A 16,005-nucleotide genomic window follows, 5' to 3' on the forward strand; every position below is an offset into this window, starting at 1 on the left:
CCCTGAAGGGAGAGAGCTGGAACGTTAGTCAGAACGCGTGACCGACCGTGAAATACCATGTCCCCGCGATCGGGTTCGATTCCCGCACACGCCCAAAGCTGTCGGCTACGCCGGTGCTGTAGTGGCGGTATACACCGGCGCCGTTCCAGCCGCGCGCATAGCTCAATTCGACGTCGAAACCGCTGATGTTGCGTGACAGCGCGACACGGGCATCCGTCCAGCTGTAGTCGCTGAAGTGATTCACCCGCTGCCACCCGTAATGCAGCAACAAGGTATAGCCATCGCTGAACTCAAAACGCCGGGTCAGGTCGAGATAGGTTGAACCGCGCGAATGCGAGCGCTCACCGACACCAAGCGTCTGACTGTTGAAGCCGAAGTAATCGCGCGTGGCCGTGATCGAATACGCCAGCGACCAGCCACGCCAATCCGCGCCAAGCACCACTTCGCCGTAGTTGTACGACGTGCCGGTGGCGCTGACTTTGGCGCCTGGATAGTTGTAGTAGTACAGGCCAGCGCGATAGTTGAGCTCACCATGGCTGCTGGCGTAACCGGTGTAGAGATCCCACTCTACGTGCCCGCCTTCGACGAAGTAAGGGCTGACGGTGGAAGCCCAGCTCCCGGCGAACCAGCCATCCGGCGAGGCGTAATCCACACCGCCTTGCAGGGCCGGCTGGCCCCAGCTCTGACGGAATCCGCGCGAGACGTATTGCGACGCGGCAGTAACGCTGCCACTCCAGCGCTTTTCGGCGTCCTGCGCCTGCGCCAAGGGTGCGGCGCCGAGCAGCAGCGCCGCACCCATCAGAGCCCCCGCCCTCATGGCTTGGGTTCGACCGGATGATCGAGCGCCAGCGCCTTGCGCAAGCTCTGCATATAAAGCAGCAACACGACCGAGAACGGCAGGCCGCACAGCACCACGGCGGTCTGCATCGCATTGAAGCTGCCGCCCAGCAGCAGGCCGATGCTCACCACCGTCGTTGCCACCGCCCAGAACACACGCAACCAGATCGGCGCATCTTCTTCACCGGTGCCGCCGCGCGTGGAGAGATTGGCGATCATCAAGGTGCCCGAGTCCACCGGCGTCAGGAACAGCACGAAGCCGATCAAGATCGTGATGCCCGCAACGATGCGTGTCCCCGGCAAATATTCGAACAGCTTGAACAGCGCCATCGGCGGATCGGCCTGCGCCACCTGACCCAACTCCACGGCGCCATGGTTGAGCACCAGATCGATCGCGGTATTGCCGAAGATGGACAGCCACGCCAGGGTGAAGCCCAGCGGGATCAGCAACACGCCGATCACCAGCTCGCGAATGGTGCGGCCGCGCGAGATGCGCGCGATGAACATGCCCACGAACGGCGCCCAGGCGATCCACCACGCCCAGTAGAACAGCGTCCAATCACCCAGCCACTTGCTTGCCGAGTCATACAGATAGAGGTTGAAACTCTGGCCTATAAACGACGTGAGATAGTCGCCAACGTTCTGCACCATGCCATCGAACAGGTGCAGGGTCGGGCCGCACACCAGCACGAACAACAGCAACAAACAGAGCAGGCGGATATTGAGGTTGGAGAGGATGGCGATGCCCTTCTCCACACCGGTGACTGCCGCAATGGTGGCCACAACCATCATCACGATCACCAGCCCCACCAGCACCTGCGGCGTCGCCGGTGTGCCGAACAAATAGTGCAAGCCCGAGTTGAGCAGCAGCGCGCCGATGCCAAGGTTGGTCACCATCGACACCAGCGTGACCAGGATGCCGAAGCCGTCGACCAGATGCCCGATCCAGCCATGGATGCGCTCGCCGAACAGCGGATACAGCGCGGAGCGCAGCGCCAGCGGCAGACCGCGGCGATAGGAGAAGTAACCGAGTGCCGTGGCGATCAGCGCATACAGCGCCCAGCCGTGCAGGCCCCAGTGCAGGAAGGTGATGGCCATCGCTTCGCGCGCGGCATGCGCCGTTCCGCCAGCACCGACCGGGGGCGACAGGAAATGGTCGAGCGGCTCATAGGCGCCGTAGTAAAGCAGCGCAATGCCGATGCCAGAGGAAAACAGCATCGATGTCCACGAGGCATAGCCGAAAGCCGGACGTTCATCATCCCTGCCCAGCCGGATGCTGCCGTAGCGCGACGCTGCCAGCCACAGCACGAATACCATGCAGGCCACCATCACCAGCATGTAGTACCAGCCGAACATCCTTGAGACAGCGGCCTGCGCCGTTGCCAGCCAAGCCTGCGAAGCCTGGGGATAAACCACAGTGAGCGTGCCCAGCAGCAGGATCGCCGCCGCCGAGCTGTAGAACACCACCGGGTTCAGACGCGCGCGTGCGTGCGTCGAATGGGTGCTTGGATCCATCGGTGCATCTCCGGATACCCAACGATCGGGCACCGGGGTGCTTCGCATCGGCTTGGGGTCGCCCTAATGATGTCGCCAGCCGAGGCCCGGCTGACGGATTGAAGGCCTGCGACGACACCTGATCGCGATGCCGGACCTGCCCCGGAGCCACCTGCGCCAACCACCGCGCCGGCCCCATCCGGGCAAGCCTAGTCATTTTTAATTGAACGATCAATCAATTTAACGTAGGCTCCCGGAGTTGACCCCGCCGCGTTCCCCGACACGGCGCCCGCTAACCCCCTGTCCCACGGTGGCCACTATGCCCAAGCTCGGCATGCATCCCATCCGGCGCGAACAGCTGATCCGCGCCACTTTCGAGACGATCGACCGGATCGGACTCGCGGACACCACCATGGCCCAGGTGGCGCGTAGCGCTGGGCTGTCCACGGGCATCGTCAGCCATTACTTCGGCGACAAGGACGGCCTGCTCAACGCGGCCATGCGCCACATCCTGCGCCAGCTGCGCGACGCCGTAGCCCACTGCCGCGCCGAGGCCGGGGCGGATCCGCGCGAGCAGCTGCAGGCCATCGTCGACGGCAACTTCGACGACACCCAGGTCAGCGGCACCGCGATGCGGGTCTGGCTCACCTTCTGGGCCGCGAGCATGCATCAGCCCGCATTGCGCCGGCTGCAGCGCGCCAACGACCGCCGCCTCTATTCCAATCTGTGCCATCAGTTCCGCCGCGCGCTGCCCCTGCCGATGGCGCGCCAGGCGGCGCGCGGCCTCGCCGCGCTGATCGATGGCCTGTGGCTGCGCGGCAGCCTTACCGGAAACGAGTTCGACGTGAGCCAGGCCCGACGCCTCGCCTACGACTATCTCGATCACCTCCTGCCGACACGCGCGCACTAAAGCGCCACGGCCGAACGAACGGAAGCCGAACATGAGCAAGTACGAACTGCAGAAGCTTTACATCCACGGTGCACTGGTCGATGCCACCAGCGGCGAGACGTTCGATGTGGTGAACCCCGCCAATGGCGAAGTGCTCGCCAAAGTGCAGCGCGCCTCCAAGGCTGACGTGGAGCGCGCGGTGGAAAGCGCTGAAGAAGGCCAGCGCGTATGGGCTGCGATGACCGCCGTGCAGCGCTCGCGCATTCTGCGCCGCGCGGTGGACATCCTGCGCGAACGCAACGACGAACTGGCTCTGCTCGAAACCGAGAACACCGGCAAGGCGTACGCCGAAACCTCGACGGTGGATATCGTTACCGGCGCGGACGTGCTGGAGTACTACGCTGGCCTGGCCTGCGCTATCGAAGGCGAGCAGGTGCCGCTGCGTGAGTCGAGCTTCTTTTATACGCGCCGCGAGCCGCTGGGCGTGGTCGCCGGCATCGGCGCGTGGAACTATCCGGTACAGATCGCACTGTGGAAGTCCGCCCCGGCCCTGGCGGCGGGCAACGCGATGATCTTCAAGCCGAGTGAGGTCACCCCGCTGACCGCACTCAAGCTGGCGCAGATCTATACCGAAGCCGGCGTACCGGCTGGCGTGTTCAACGTGTTGAACGGCGCCGGCCGTGAAGTCGGCCAGTGGCTCACCGAACATCCGCGCATCGAGAAGATCTCCTTCACCGGCGGTGTCGAGACCGGCAAGAAGGTGATGGCCAGCGCCGCCTCCTCGTCGCTGAAGGAAGTGACCATGGAGCTCGGCGGCAAGTCGCCGCTGATCGTGTTCCCGGACGCCGATATCGCCCGCGCCGCCGACATCGCGGTGATGGCGAATTTCTTTAGCTCCGGCCAGGTCTGCACCAACGGCACCCGCGTGTTCGTGCACGAGTCGATCAAAGCGGCGTTCGAAGCTGCCGTGCTGGAGCGCGTGACGCGCATCCGTCTCGGCGAGCCGACCAACCCGTCCACCAATTTCGGTCCGCTCACCAGCTTCCCGCACATGGAGAAGGTGCTGTCGCTGATCGAAAGCGGCAAGCGCGAAGGCGCGCGCCTGCTCATCGGCGGCGCGCGCGTGCTGCAGGCGCCGTACGACAAGGGCGCTTATGTGCAGCCCACGGTGTTCTCCGATTGCCGCGACGACATGACCATCGTGCGCGAAGAAATCTTCGGACCGGTGATGAGCATCCTCGCGTGGCGCGACGAACAGGAAGTGATCGCGCGCGCCAACGACACCTATTTCGGCCTCGCCGCCGGCGTGATGACGCCTGATCTTTCGCAGGCGCATCGCGTGATCCATCAGCTGCAGGCCGGCATCTGCTGGATCAACACCTGGGGCGAGTCGCCGGCGGAAATGCCGGTGGGTGGTTACAAGCAATCTGGCGTCGGCCGCGAGAACGGCATCAGCACGCTGGCCCATTACACACGAATCAAGTCGGTGCAGGTGGAACTGGGGCCGTTTGCCTCGGTGTTCTGACCCGCGATCCGCCGGGCGGCCGCCGCGATGGCGCTGCCTGTATTCAAGCAAGGAGTTCCCATGAGCGACATCAAGACCTACGACTACATCATCATCGGCGCCGGCTCGGCAGGTAACGTGCTGGCCACGCGCCTGACCGAGGATGCGAGCGTCACGGTATTGCTGCTCGAGGCAGGCGGTCCCGACTACCGTTTCGATTTCCGCACGCAGATGCCGGCCGCGCTGGCTTATCCGCTGCAGGGCCGCCGCTACAACTGGGCTTATCTGACTGATCCCGAGCCGCATATGAATAACCGTCGCATGGAATGCGGCCGCGGCAAGGGTCTCGGCGGCTCCTCGCTGATCAACGGCATGTGCTACATCCGCGGCAACGCCATGGACTATGACCACTGGGCCAAGCGCCCGGGCCTGGAGGACTGGACCTATCTCGATTGCCTGCCCTACTTCCGCAAGGCCGAGACGCGCGACATCGGTCCCAACGATTACCACGGCGGCGATGGCCCGGTCAGCGTCACCACGCCGAAGAACGGCAATAACGTGCTGTTCCATGCGATGGTCGAAGCCGGCGTGCAAGCCGGCTACCCGCGCACCGACGACCTCAACGGCTACCAGCAAGAAGGCTTCGGCCCGATGGACCGCACGGTGACGCCGCAGGGCCGCCGCGCCAGCACGGCGCGCGGCTATCTCGACCAGGCGCGCACGCGGCCGAATCTCACCATCGTCACACACGCGCTAACCGATCGCATCCTGTTCACCGGCAAGCAGGCGACTGGCGTAGCGTGGATGCAGGGCGATCAGAAACAAGAGGCGCACGTGCGCCGCGAAGTGCTGCTATGCGGTGGCGCGATCGCCTCGCCACAAATCCTGCAGCGCTCTGGCGTGGGCCCGGCCGATCTGCTGCGCGGCCTGGATATCCCGTTGGTGCATCACCTACCCGGCGTCGGCGCCAACCTGCAGGACCATCTCGAGATGTACATGCAGTGGGAGTGCAAGCAGCCAGTGTCGCTGGCGCCCGCGCTCGACTGGTACAACCAGCCGAAGATCGGCGCGGAATGGCTGTTCTTCGGTACCGGCATTGGTGCCAGCAACCAGTTCGAGGCCGGCGGCTTCATTCGCAGCGACGAAGCATTCGAATGGCCGAACCTGCAGTATCACTTCCTGCCGGTGGCCATCAATTACAACGGCTCCAATCCGATCAAGACGCACAGCTTCCAGGCGCACGTCGGTTCGATGCGCTCGCCGAGCCGTGGCCGCATCCATGTGCGCTCGCGCGACCCGCGTGAAGATCCCAGCATCCTGTTCAACTACATGTCGCACGAGCAGGACTGGCGCGAGTTCCGCTCGGCGATCCGCATCACTCGCGAGATCATGCAGCAGAAGGCGATGGATCCCTATCGCGGCAAGGAGATCTCGCCCAGCGCCGACCTGAAGACGGATGCGCAGTTCGATGCTTTCGTGCGTACCCACGCCGAAACGGCCTACCACCCATCCTGCTCGAACCAGATGGGCAACGACGACATGTGCGTCGTCGACGGCCAGGGCCGCGTGCACGGTATGCAGGGCCTGCGTGTGGTGGACGCTTCGATCATGCCGCAGGTAACTACGGGCAATCTCAATGCGCCGACGATCATGATCGCCGAGAAGATCGCCGATGCGATCCGTGGCCGCACACCGCTGCCGCGCGCCACTACTTCTTACTACATGGCAAACGGCGCACCACTGCGCCGCCCGGCATAAACGCTCCCCCTAAGGTGCCCCGTTTCCGTGCGGGGCATCTTCGGCACAAGGATGTGCCACCTTTTCTTTCGATCGCTTGATAGGCACGTTTAACGCTGCCCTTACGCCCGATCCACAGCCGCCACAAAGCCGTCTTCAACGAATCATGGTTCAGTCATTTGCCACGTGCAGACTGTGCCGGCACCGTTCCCCGAAGACCGCATCATGCTGGCCCAATACGTTTACTCAGCCAAGGCAGGCTTGTTCCGCATCGTTCGTCATGGGCGCCGCTGGCGCAGCATGCTGGAAATGCAGGAAATCGACCGGCACGACACCGCCGAATCTGCGCTGGAAGCGCTGCGCGGCAACTGGCCGCACGCGCGTCTGCCGGCGCGGCTCACTGACTGGCGTTACCTGCCGGAACTCGCACTGGCACATTCGCGCGTATCGAGCGAGCCGGTGATCCGCTGGCGGCTCGCCGGGTAAATCGCGGCAAATCTTACGCGACAGCCGGGCGCAGACCGTCAATCATTGTGCGGGCCAGTTCGCGCTCGCTGAGCACCACCAGATCCGCGCCCTGCTTCAATAGATGCTCACGGCATTCGTCCGAATCGGCGCGCGCAATGATCTGCAAGGCCGGATTCAACAGGCGCGCGGCACGCACGACTTCGCCGCTCTCGAAAGCTTGGGGCACCGTCACCAGCAAGGCTCGCGCCTGCGGCAGATTGGCAGCTTCCAGCACGTCGTCGCGGGAGGCGTTACCAACGATGGTTTCGATGCCACTCTGGCGCAGTGACTCGGTAAGGTCCTTTTCTTCCTCCAGCACCAGCAGGGCATCGCCGCGCGCATGCACGGCCTCACCCAGCAGTTGCCCCAGACGGCCATAGCCGGCGACCACCACGTGATCGCGCAAAGTACTCAGCGGCAGAGCCACTACATCGCCGGCCGGCGCCATCTCAGGATGGGTTTCCACAACAACGGCCTCGCGTGCATCCATTCGCGCCTTCACGCGATCCATCAACTTGAACAGCAACGGGTTGATCAGGATCGAGACGATCGCCGCCGCCAGCAAGACATCCTGAGCTTCCTTCGACACCAGGTTCTGCGCGACGCCGACGCCGATCAGGATGAAAGAGAACTCGCCGATCTGCGACAGGCTGGTCGCGATGGTCAGCGCCGTACTCAGCGGCTTGCGGAAAGCCAGCACGATACCCAGCGCGGCCAGCGATTTGCCCACCACGATGATCAGCAGCGCCGCCAACACCACCAGCGGCTCGGTAAGCACGATGTGGTAGTTGAATAACATGCCGATGGAAACAAAGAACAGCACCGCAAAGGCATCGCGCAACGGCAGGGTTTCTTCCGCAGCATCATGCGCCAGCTTGGACTCGCCCATCATCATGCCGGCGAAGAATGCGCCGAGTTCGAACGACACACCGAACAGGCCAGCCGCACCAAAAGCCACGCCCAGCGCGATCGCCAGCACCGCCAGCCGGAACAATTCACGCGAACCGGTATGCGCTACTACTTTGAGCAGCCATGGGATCACGCGCTTGCCGACAATCAGCATCACCGCGACAAAGGCCACGACCTTGCCCACGGTGATACCGACCGTGGTCGCAATCTCGCCGAACGAAGGCGCCACTCCGCCATCGCTCGACAGCGAAGCACCCAATGCGGGCAGCAACACCAGCGCCAGCACCATCGCCAGGTCTTCGACGATCAGCCAGCCGACGGCGATGCGGCCACGCTCGGTTTCCATCAGGCGACGCTCTTCCAGCGCGCGCAGCAGCACCACCGTGCTCGCTACCGACAACGCTAGACCGAACACAAAACTCTGCGCCATCGGCCAGCCCAGCGCCCAGCCCAGCAGCATGCCGAGCACGGTCGCTACCGCCATCTGGCCGATCGCACCGGGGATGGCGATGTTTTTGACCGACAGCAGATCCTTCAACGAGAAATGCAGGCCTACGCCGAACATCAGCAGCACCACACCCAGTTCCGCCAACTGATGGGCCAGCGGACCATCGGCGACAAAGCCCGGCGTGAAGGGACCCGCCACCACACCGGCAAGCATATAGCCAGCCAGCACCGGCAGCTTCAAACGGTGGGCAATGGCAGCGAACAGGAAGGCCAGCACGATGCCTCCGACAATCGTGGCGATAAGCGGGGCGTCATGCATGGCGGCGTTCCTTAGGCAACGGGGGGCGTGAAACCGTGCGCCGACAAAGGCGCGTGGCGCAGCGTGGCTACCGTCATCCGACGCTGGCAGGGCTTTGCACCACATCAGTTGTAAGGGCATTCGGCGGCCAGCACAAGCACCGCCGGACCGCTATTCCTGCGCGTTGATCACCGCGAGGAAATCGTGCCCATAGCGTTTCAGCTTGGCTTCGCCTACGCCACTGATCGAGGCCATCTCCTCTTCATTGGCAGGCAACGCGCGCAGCATCCCCAGCAAGGTGGCGTCATGGAAGATGACATACGCCGGCACACCATGCTGTTTGGCCAATTGCGCGCGCAAGGCGCGCAAGGCATCCCACATCGGCTGCTCGTAGGCTTCGATACCGAGACTGCTGCCGGTCACTACCTGACTGTCGCGACGGCGGCGCGAGCGGCGCTCCGGACGCACATCTTCGCGCAGGCGTACCGATTGATTGCCGACGAGCACATCGCGACTGGCCTTGGTCAACCGCATAGTGCCGAAGCCTTCTGCATCCGCTTCGAGCAAACCTGCGGCTAGCAACTGGCGGAACACCGAGCGCCACTGCTTTTCATCCATGTCGGCGCCGATGCCAAACGTGCTGAGGCGATCATGGCCGAGTTCGCTCATGCGATTACCGTCAATCCCTCGCAAGACATCGATCACATGGCCCGAACCGAAACGCTGCCCGCTGCGATACACCGCCGACAGGGCTTTCTGCGCTGGCACCGTGGCATCCCAGGTCTTTGGTGGTTCCACGCAGTTGTCGCAAAGACCGCAAGGACCCTGATAACTCTCGCCGAAGGCACCCAGCAACAACTCGCGCCGGCAGCGCGTGGCTTCAGCGTAGGCGAGCAGCGCTTCCAGCTTTTGCCGCTCCACGCGCTTGCGCTCATCCGCCGATTCCGACTGCGCAATCATCTGGCTCATCGTCACCACGTCGGAGAGGCCGTAGATCATCCACGCCTCGGCCGGCAAACCATCGCGGCCGCCACGACCGGTTTCCTGGTAATAACCTTCCATGCTGCGCGGCAGATCCAGATGCGCCACGAAGCGCACATCCGGCTTGTCGATACCCATACCGAACGCCACCGTGGCCACCATCACCACGCCGTCCTCGCGCAGAAAACGTTGCTGATTCGCCGCACGCGTCGCCGCATCCAGTCCCGCGTGATAAGGCAACGCCCCGATACCGGCTTCTGCCAGCCAGGCCGCCGTGTCGTCCACCTTCTTGCGGCTGAGGCAATACACGATGCCGGCATCGCCGCGATGCGCCTCGAGAAAATCCATCAACTGCCGCCGCGCGTTATGCCGTAGCCCAACGCGATAACGGATATTAGGGCGGTCGAAACTCGACACGAACTGCCGCGCATCCTGCAACGCCAGCCGCTCGACGATTTCCTCGCGCGTACGCTGATCCGCCGTCGCGGTAAGCGCGACGCGCGGCACCTGCGGAAAGCGCTGATGCAGCACTGCCAGCTCGCGATACTCCGGGCGGAAATCGTGCCCCCATTGCGATACGCAATGCGCTTCGTCGATGGCGAACAACGCCACTTCCGTCTGCTCAAGCAGACTCAGAAACCGACCAGTCAGCAGACGCTCCGGCGCGACATAGAGCAGGTTCAATTCACCCGCCAGCAACTGACTCTCAACCTTGCGCTGCGCCTCGGCGCCCAGGCTGGAGTTCAGATAGGCCGCCGCCACCCCCGCTTCGCGCAGCGCATCGACCTGATCCTGCATCAACGCAATCAGCGGCGATACCACAATGCCCGTACCCTGCCGCAGCAAGGCAGGAATCTGATAACACAGCGACTTGCCCCCACCCGTCGGCATCAACACCAACGCATCGCCCCCCTCCGCCACCCGCTCAACGATGGCCTGCTGCTGACCGCGGAAACTGGTGTAACCGAAGACGCTATTGAGAATGTCGAGAGGAGTCGAAGGCATCTGCGGAATGCTAGCAAATGCATCTGGCAAGAATGGCAGGCAAACAGCCATTCAAGCGGTACGACATGTCGCAGATGGTTGTCGGACAGGAGATTCCATAGGTGACGGCATTCCGAGCACCCATCCCTCACCCCAGCCCTCTCCCCGAAGGGGAGAGGGAGCAAATGCTCTTGCGACGATGGGGCAAGCTAGTTCGAAAAAGCTCCAACCCGACGCCTGACTCTGGAAAAGGCGCAGCTACAAAGCACACCGCCTGCTCTCAGGCCATTTCTCTTTGGTTACTTTCTCTTTGGGCCAGCAAAGAGAAAGTGACTCGGACCGCGGCAGCGGTTCGAAAGCCCGCGGCAGGCGAGCCAGGGCACGCAGACGCTAAAACCGGGCGACAAGGCACTGGACCCCGGCCTACGCCGGGGTGACAAAGTAGGAAGCCGTGAACCGAGCGCCCACCCCCTCACCCCGAAGGGGGAGCGGGAGAAAAGCGAGATCAAAAACCAGGCATCCCCCACAACGCCCGATCCACATCCGCATCCAACCCAAACCGCGAGAGCGGCACCCGCCCATTCTTCACCTCAACGCCCTCCGCCTTAAGCAACCGGCATTGCTCGCGAAACCCCCTACTCCCACGCGGCAAAGCCACCTCGCCACTGGCGCGCAACACACGAAACCAGGGCAAAGTCATACCCTCCGGCACCTCACCCAGCAAACGCCCCACCAGCCGTGCCCTCCCCGGCAAACCGGCACGGGCGGCAATCGCGCCGTAACTGGCGACCCGACCCGGCGGAATGGCGGCAATAGCGGCGTAAATGCGTTCTTGAGCGTCGTTCATGTCGCGGCATTAACACACAATCGTGGCAGAGTAGTGGAGGGACTTGGCCCCAACGCGGACCCGCATCATGCGTCATTTCGAAGCCGTGCGTTCTCACATCGGCAGCCTGCACCAGCTACGCCACAACGACCCGTACCTGATCAGCTTCGACATGCAGCTGCCACACGGACGCCACCAGGGCATCTACCTGACGGAACTGGAAGACGAGTCAGGGAGCCGCTATCTGCGCATCTCCACGCCCATCGGTCCGCTGGCGGGTTCGGATGCCCGCCGCTGCCTGCGTTTCAATTGGGAGCAGCGCACCGGCTTTCTGGCCGTGGCCGACCTGGACGGTTCGCCCTACCTGCATCTGTGCGAGAACCGCCCCTACGAACTGCTCAGCATCTCGGAACTGAAGCGGTTGATCCACGAGCTGGGCACGCTGGGCGATCAGCTGGAGCGCGTCGTCGCCCACGGAGGCGACGACCTGTAGTTCTGGATATCGTTAGAACAACAACGTAGCGAAGCGCACCGCACCATAAGCCAGCAAGGCGGTGACCGGCAGGGTCAGAATCCACGCCCACACCATGCGCTCCACCACCGACCAACGGATGGCGTTCCAGCGCTTGGCCGCGCCCACACCCATGATCGAGGCGGACACGTTGTGCGTGGTGGATACCGGCACGCCAAACGCTGAGGCAGTGAGAATCACCGCGGCAGAACTGCCTTCGGCGGCGAAGCCATTGATGGGGTGCAACTTCACCATCTTGTGGCCCAGCGTCTTGATGATGCGCCAGCCGCCGCCGGCGGTACCGGCTGCCATGGTCAGCGCGCATACGACAGCTACCCACGCCGGCACATTGAAGCCCCCGTCATTGGAGCCCGCGATGCGCAGGAAGCTCAGCCAATGCGGCAGCTGATCGAACTGGCCTGCCGCGGTAGCTCCGGCCAGGGCCAGCGCAATGATGCCCATGCTTTTCTGCGCGTCGTTCATGCCGTGAGCCAGCCCCATCGCGCTTGCAGAGACAATCTGCGCCTTGCCGAAGAAGCTGTTGACGAACGGTGTGCGTCCGAAGCGGCGCAGGAACCCCTTGCGACTGGCCAGCCAGCTGAGCAGCGCGTACAGCGCACCCATCAGCAGGAAACCCATGATGAAGCCGAGCAACGGTGACACCACCATCGGCACGATCACCTTGGGCACCACGCCCTTGCCCTGCCACCAATGCTCGCCGCCCTGCATCCAGATGATCGAATGAAAGTTATCGCCCGATGCAGCGATCGCCGCGCCGACCAGTGCGCCGACCAGCGCATGGCTGGAGCTCGAAGGCAACCCCAGCCACCAGGTGATCAGGTTCCACACCGTGGCGGCGCCCAGCGCGCAGATCAGCAGCTGCGGGCCGGCCGCCACTACGTTGGTGTCGAGCAGGCCAGCGGCAATCGTCTTAGCCACCGCGGTACCCCACAACGCGCCGATCAGGTTGGTCACCGCTGCCAGCAGCACCGCCTGGCCTGGCGTCAGCACCTTGGTCGCCACCACCGTGGCGATGGAGTTGGCGGTGTCGTGGAAGCCGTTGATGTAGGTGAAGACGAGTGCGACCAGCACCACCGCGATAACCATGCTCATCGCGGCGGCCTTAGGAGTTTTTCAGCACGATGGAATAGACGATGTTGCCGACGTCGCGGCACTTGTCTATGGCTTTCTCGATCAGCTCGAACAGGTCCTTGGCCAGCATCGCGCGCATGGCGTCGTTGCCTTCGACATAGAGCGTGCGGTAGGGCGACAGCAGCATGCGGTCGCCTTCGGATTCCAGCGCCTGCAGACGGTCCTGCAATTTCTTCACCGGGTCGATGCGCAGACCGCGGCGCAGCTCGCCGATCATCTCCGACACCACCGCGGTGGCGCGCTCGAGTATCAGCGCGCGCTGAGCGAAATCCACATCGGTAACGCGAGAAGCCACGATCTCGTAACGCTCGGCGAATTTCTCGACGGTCTTGGGAATTTTGTACAGTGCCGAGTTCAGTGCCTCGATGTCTTCGCGGTCCAGCGCGGTAACAAAGGTGTTCACCAGCTCCTCGCTGATCTGCGCGGCGAGTGCCTTCTCGCGAGCGCGGGCCGCGGCGAAGGCCGCCATCACCGGGGCATGGTCGGTATGGGTCACCAGCTCATGCAGCGCCCGCGTGCTTTCCTTGGCTGCCTCCGCACTTTGCTCGAGCAGGCCATAGAACTTGTCGCCTTTGCCGAAGATGGTTTGCAGTGAAAACATGCGCAGGGTGCCTGAGAATGGACGAAATGACGGCTATGTTACAAGACTGCCCCGCCGCACCGCACCAAGCGCCCTTCCCGCCGGGAAGCCCCGCCCAGGCCTTACACTGGGTGCCTTTCCCCCACCGATCCCCTTGACAAGATGTTGACTGAGATCGCGATTGTTCTTGTGCTCGCCCTACTCAACGGCTTCTTCGCGCTGTCGGAAATGGCGCTGGTGGCGTCGCGCAAGAGCCGCCTCAAGCAGATGGCCAAGACCAGCCGCCGCGCCCGTGTTGCGTTGCGCCACGCGGAGGCCCCCGAGCACTTCCTGTCCACCGTGCAGGTGGGCATGACCGTGGTCATCCTGATTACCGGCTCGCTGGCCGGCGACGCCCTGGGCGATCACATTGCCGAAGCCATCCATGGCGGCCGCGCGGCCTGGCTGGAGCCCTACGCCAAGGTGCTGGGCCTGGTGTTGGGCTTCGCGCTGATCTCCTTCGTGCAGATCGTGATTGGGGAGCTGGTGCCCAAGCGGCTGGCGCTGTCGGCGCCGGAACGCGTCTCTGGCTACGTCGCCATGCCGATGCTGGTGCTTTCGCGCATCACCGCCCCCTTTGTGTGGCTGCTCAATTTTTCCAGCAGCCTGCTGTTGCGCCTGCTGCGCGTCGGCAAGCGCAGCAGTGAAGCGGTGACTGAAGAGGAAATCCGCCTGCTGGTGGCCGAAAGTGCTGAGCAGGGCGTGCTGGACGCCGACGAGCACAACATGGTCAACCGCGTGCTGCGCCTGGGCGACCGTTCGGTGGACAGTGTGATGACCCCCCGCACGCGCATTGCCTGGCTGGATGTCACGGCGACCCATGAGGAAAACGACGACATCCTGCGCGCCACGCCCTACTCCCGCTACCCGGTCTACCGCGGCGACGAGAGCGACGTGGTCGGCGTGGTCGAGGTAAAGAACCTGCTGCGCAATTACCGGGATGGCTCACCCGATCTGTTCGGGCGCATGGCCAAACCATTGTTCGTACCCGCCACGGCTCGCGCACTGGATCTGATGGAAGAGTTCCGCGATGCCGAATCCCAGCTGGCCCTGGTGGTGGACGAATACGGCGATATCGAAGGGCTGGTGACGATCAACGATCTGTTGGCCGCCGTAGTTGGCGCCACGCAACGTGGCCAGAACCGCGAAGAGACCTCCCCCATCGTGGCGCGCGAGGGCGGCGGCTGGCTGGTGGATGGCTCGATCTCCACCGACGACCTGCGCGAATTGCTGCATGTCGACCATTTGCCAGGCGAGCAGGAACACGAGTACCGCACCGCCGCCGGCATGGTGATGGCCGTGCTAGGCCATATTCCGCAGACTGGCGAGGTGTTCGCCTGGCAGGGCATCCGCTTCGAGGTGGTGGACCTCGATGGCGCGCGTATCGACAAGCTGTTGATTACGCCGGCGCGGTCGATCGAATTGGCCGACGACGAGCAATAACTATTCCTTACGCGCCAGCGATGCCATGCGCTGTGCATCCGCGAGGATGCCATGCAGCATGCGCAACTCCCGCTCATCCATCTGCGCGCGCTGAAACAGCTTGCGCAGGCGCAGCATGATGGTGGTCGGCGCGCGCCCCTTGTGGAAGTCGATATCGTCCAGCGTCTGCGCCAGGTGTTCGTAGAAGCGCTCCATCTGTGCCGCATCGGCTGGCGGTTCCACATCAACCCGCGCAGGCACCTCCGGTATCTCGCCGCCGAGCAAGGCCACACGTAACTCGTAAGCCATCACCTGGACCGCCTGCGACAGGTTCAGCGAACTGAAATCATCCACGCTGGGAATGCGCACCATGGCGTGGCAGCGCGCCAGTTCCTCGTTCTCCAGACCGGTGCGCTCGTTGCCGAACACCAGGGCAACCTGCTCACCGCGGGCGGCCGCCGCCAAGGCACGGCTGGCTGCCTCGCGCGGGGATATCTCCGGCAGGTCCACCCCGCGGCGGCGCGCCGACAGGCCCAGCGCCAGGCTGCTGCCGGCCAGACCGTCGATCAGCCCCTCATGCACGCCCGCCCCCTCCAACACATCGTCGGCGCCCGCCGCCAGAGCCGAGGCCTCGCGGTCGGGAAAGCGATGCGGGGCCACCAGCTCCATCCGCGCAAACCCCATGGTGCGCATGGCTCGCGCCGCGCTGCCGATGTTGCCTGGGTGCGAGGTGCGGACCAGGACGAAGCGGATCAATTGGGCCAGTTCGGGGATGGGCATGGGATCGCAAAGAAAGAGCGGGGGCGAAAGGATAACGGGGAACGGCAGCCGCATCGCGGCGCTCCCGTTCGCGATTCTCTGTTCCGCCTTCCCCACCCCTGCTAGAAT

At 63.8% G+C, this 16,005-nt stretch carries 14 protein-coding genes; 6 read left to right on the top strand and 8 right to left on the bottom strand.

Annotation, left to right across the window (positions count from 1 at the left end):
- Positions 1-28: 28 nt before the first annotated feature.
- Positions 29-817, bottom strand: a complete 789-nt coding sequence (locus BM338_RS00950) for a TorF family putative porin (protein ID WP_090448915.1) — start codon at positions 815-817, stop codon at positions 29-31.
- Positions 814-2,352 (bottom strand): BCCT family transporter, encoded by a 1,539-nt coding sequence (locus BM338_RS00955; RefSeq protein ID WP_090448916.1) that lies wholly within the window; start codon positions 2,350-2,352, stop codon positions 814-816. Before BM338_RS00955 ends, BM338_RS00950 begins: the two co-directional genes overlap by 4 nt.
- A 298-nt stretch (positions 2,353-2,650) precedes the next feature.
- Between BM338_RS00955 and betI the strand changes: the two genes are divergently transcribed.
- The 4 genes from betI to BM338_RS00975 all read left to right on the top strand — a co-directional run bounded on the left by betI (position 2,651) and on the right by BM338_RS00975 (position 6,947).
- Positions 2,651-3,241, top strand: coding sequence for a transcriptional regulator BetI (betI, locus tag BM338_RS00960; protein WP_090448917.1), 591 nt, complete (start codon positions 2,651-2,653; stop codon positions 3,239-3,241).
- Between the two features lie 31 nt (positions 3,242-3,272).
- A complete protein-coding gene (betB, locus tag BM338_RS00965) occupies positions 3,273-4,745 on the top strand; it encodes a betaine-aldehyde dehydrogenase (protein WP_090448918.1) in 1,473 nt (490 codons plus the stop codon).
- Positions 4,746-4,805: 60 nt separating this feature from the next.
- Positions 4,806-6,482 carry a choline dehydrogenase gene (gene betA, locus BM338_RS00970; RefSeq protein WP_090448919.1) on the top strand — a complete coding sequence of 559 codons (1,677 nt, stop codon included), beginning with the start codon at positions 4,806-4,808 and terminating at the stop codon, positions 6,480-6,482.
- A 165-nt stretch (positions 6,483-6,647) separates the two neighbouring features.
- Positions 6,648-6,947, top strand: coding sequence for a hypothetical protein (locus tag BM338_RS00975; RefSeq protein ID WP_255367149.1), 300 nt, complete (start codon positions 6,648-6,650; stop codon positions 6,945-6,947).
- A gap of 13 nt (positions 6,948-6,960) precedes the next feature.
- Here BM338_RS00975 and ybaL read toward each other — a convergent pair whose 3' ends face one another.
- From ybaL to BM338_RS00990, 3 genes are all read right to left on the bottom strand, one after another.
- Positions 6,961-8,643, bottom strand: a complete 1,683-nt coding sequence (gene ybaL / locus BM338_RS00980; protein ID WP_090448920.1) for a cation:proton antiporter domain-containing protein — start codon at positions 8,641-8,643, stop codon at positions 6,961-6,963.
- A gap of 150 nt (positions 8,644-8,793) precedes the next feature.
- Positions 8,794-10,608, bottom strand: coding sequence for a DNA helicase RecQ (gene recQ, locus BM338_RS00985; RefSeq protein ID WP_090448921.1), 1,815 nt, complete (start codon positions 10,606-10,608; stop codon positions 8,794-8,796).
- A gap of 484 nt (positions 10,609-11,092) precedes the next feature.
- On the bottom strand, positions 11,093-11,434 hold the full coding sequence (locus tag BM338_RS00990) for an MGMT family protein (protein ID WP_090448922.1): 342 nt from the start codon (positions 11,432-11,434) through the stop codon (positions 11,093-11,095).
- A gap of 67 nt (positions 11,435-11,501) precedes the next feature.
- Between BM338_RS00990 and BM338_RS00995 the strand changes: the two genes are divergently transcribed.
- On the top strand, positions 11,502-11,906 hold the full coding sequence (locus BM338_RS00995; RefSeq protein ID WP_090448923.1) for a hypothetical protein: 405 nt from the start codon (positions 11,502-11,504) through the stop codon (positions 11,904-11,906).
- 12 nt (positions 11,907-11,918) lie between these two features.
- On the opposite strand, the gene BM338_RS01000 is transcribed toward BM338_RS00995, so the two are convergent.
- Both BM338_RS01000 and BM338_RS01005 read right to left on the bottom strand, forming a co-directional pair.
- Positions 11,919-13,037: an inorganic phosphate transporter gene (locus BM338_RS01000; protein ID WP_090448924.1), complete on the bottom strand. Its 1,119-nt coding sequence runs from the start codon at positions 13,035-13,037 to the stop codon at positions 11,919-11,921.
- Between the two features lie 10 nt (positions 13,038-13,047).
- Positions 13,048-13,677 (bottom strand): DUF47 domain-containing protein, encoded by a 630-nt coding sequence (locus tag BM338_RS01005; RefSeq protein WP_090448925.1) that lies wholly within the window; start codon positions 13,675-13,677, stop codon positions 13,048-13,050.
- A 141-nt stretch (positions 13,678-13,818) separates the two neighbouring features.
- Between BM338_RS01005 and BM338_RS01010 the strand changes: the two genes are divergently transcribed.
- Positions 13,819-15,138 (top strand): hemolysin family protein, encoded by a 1,320-nt coding sequence (locus BM338_RS01010; protein WP_090448926.1) that lies wholly within the window; start codon positions 13,819-13,821, stop codon positions 15,136-15,138.
- Here BM338_RS01010 and BM338_RS01015 read toward each other — a convergent pair whose 3' ends face one another.
- Positions 15,139-15,897: an RNA methyltransferase gene (locus BM338_RS01015; protein WP_090450040.1), complete on the bottom strand. Its 759-nt coding sequence runs from the start codon at positions 15,895-15,897 to the stop codon at positions 15,139-15,141.
- Positions 15,898-16,005: the final 108 nt, after the last annotated feature.

Origin of the sequence: Dyella sp. OK004, assembly GCF_900114495.1 — a bacterium.
GTDB lineage: Bacteria > Pseudomonadota > Gammaproteobacteria > Xanthomonadales > Rhodanobacteraceae > Dyella_D.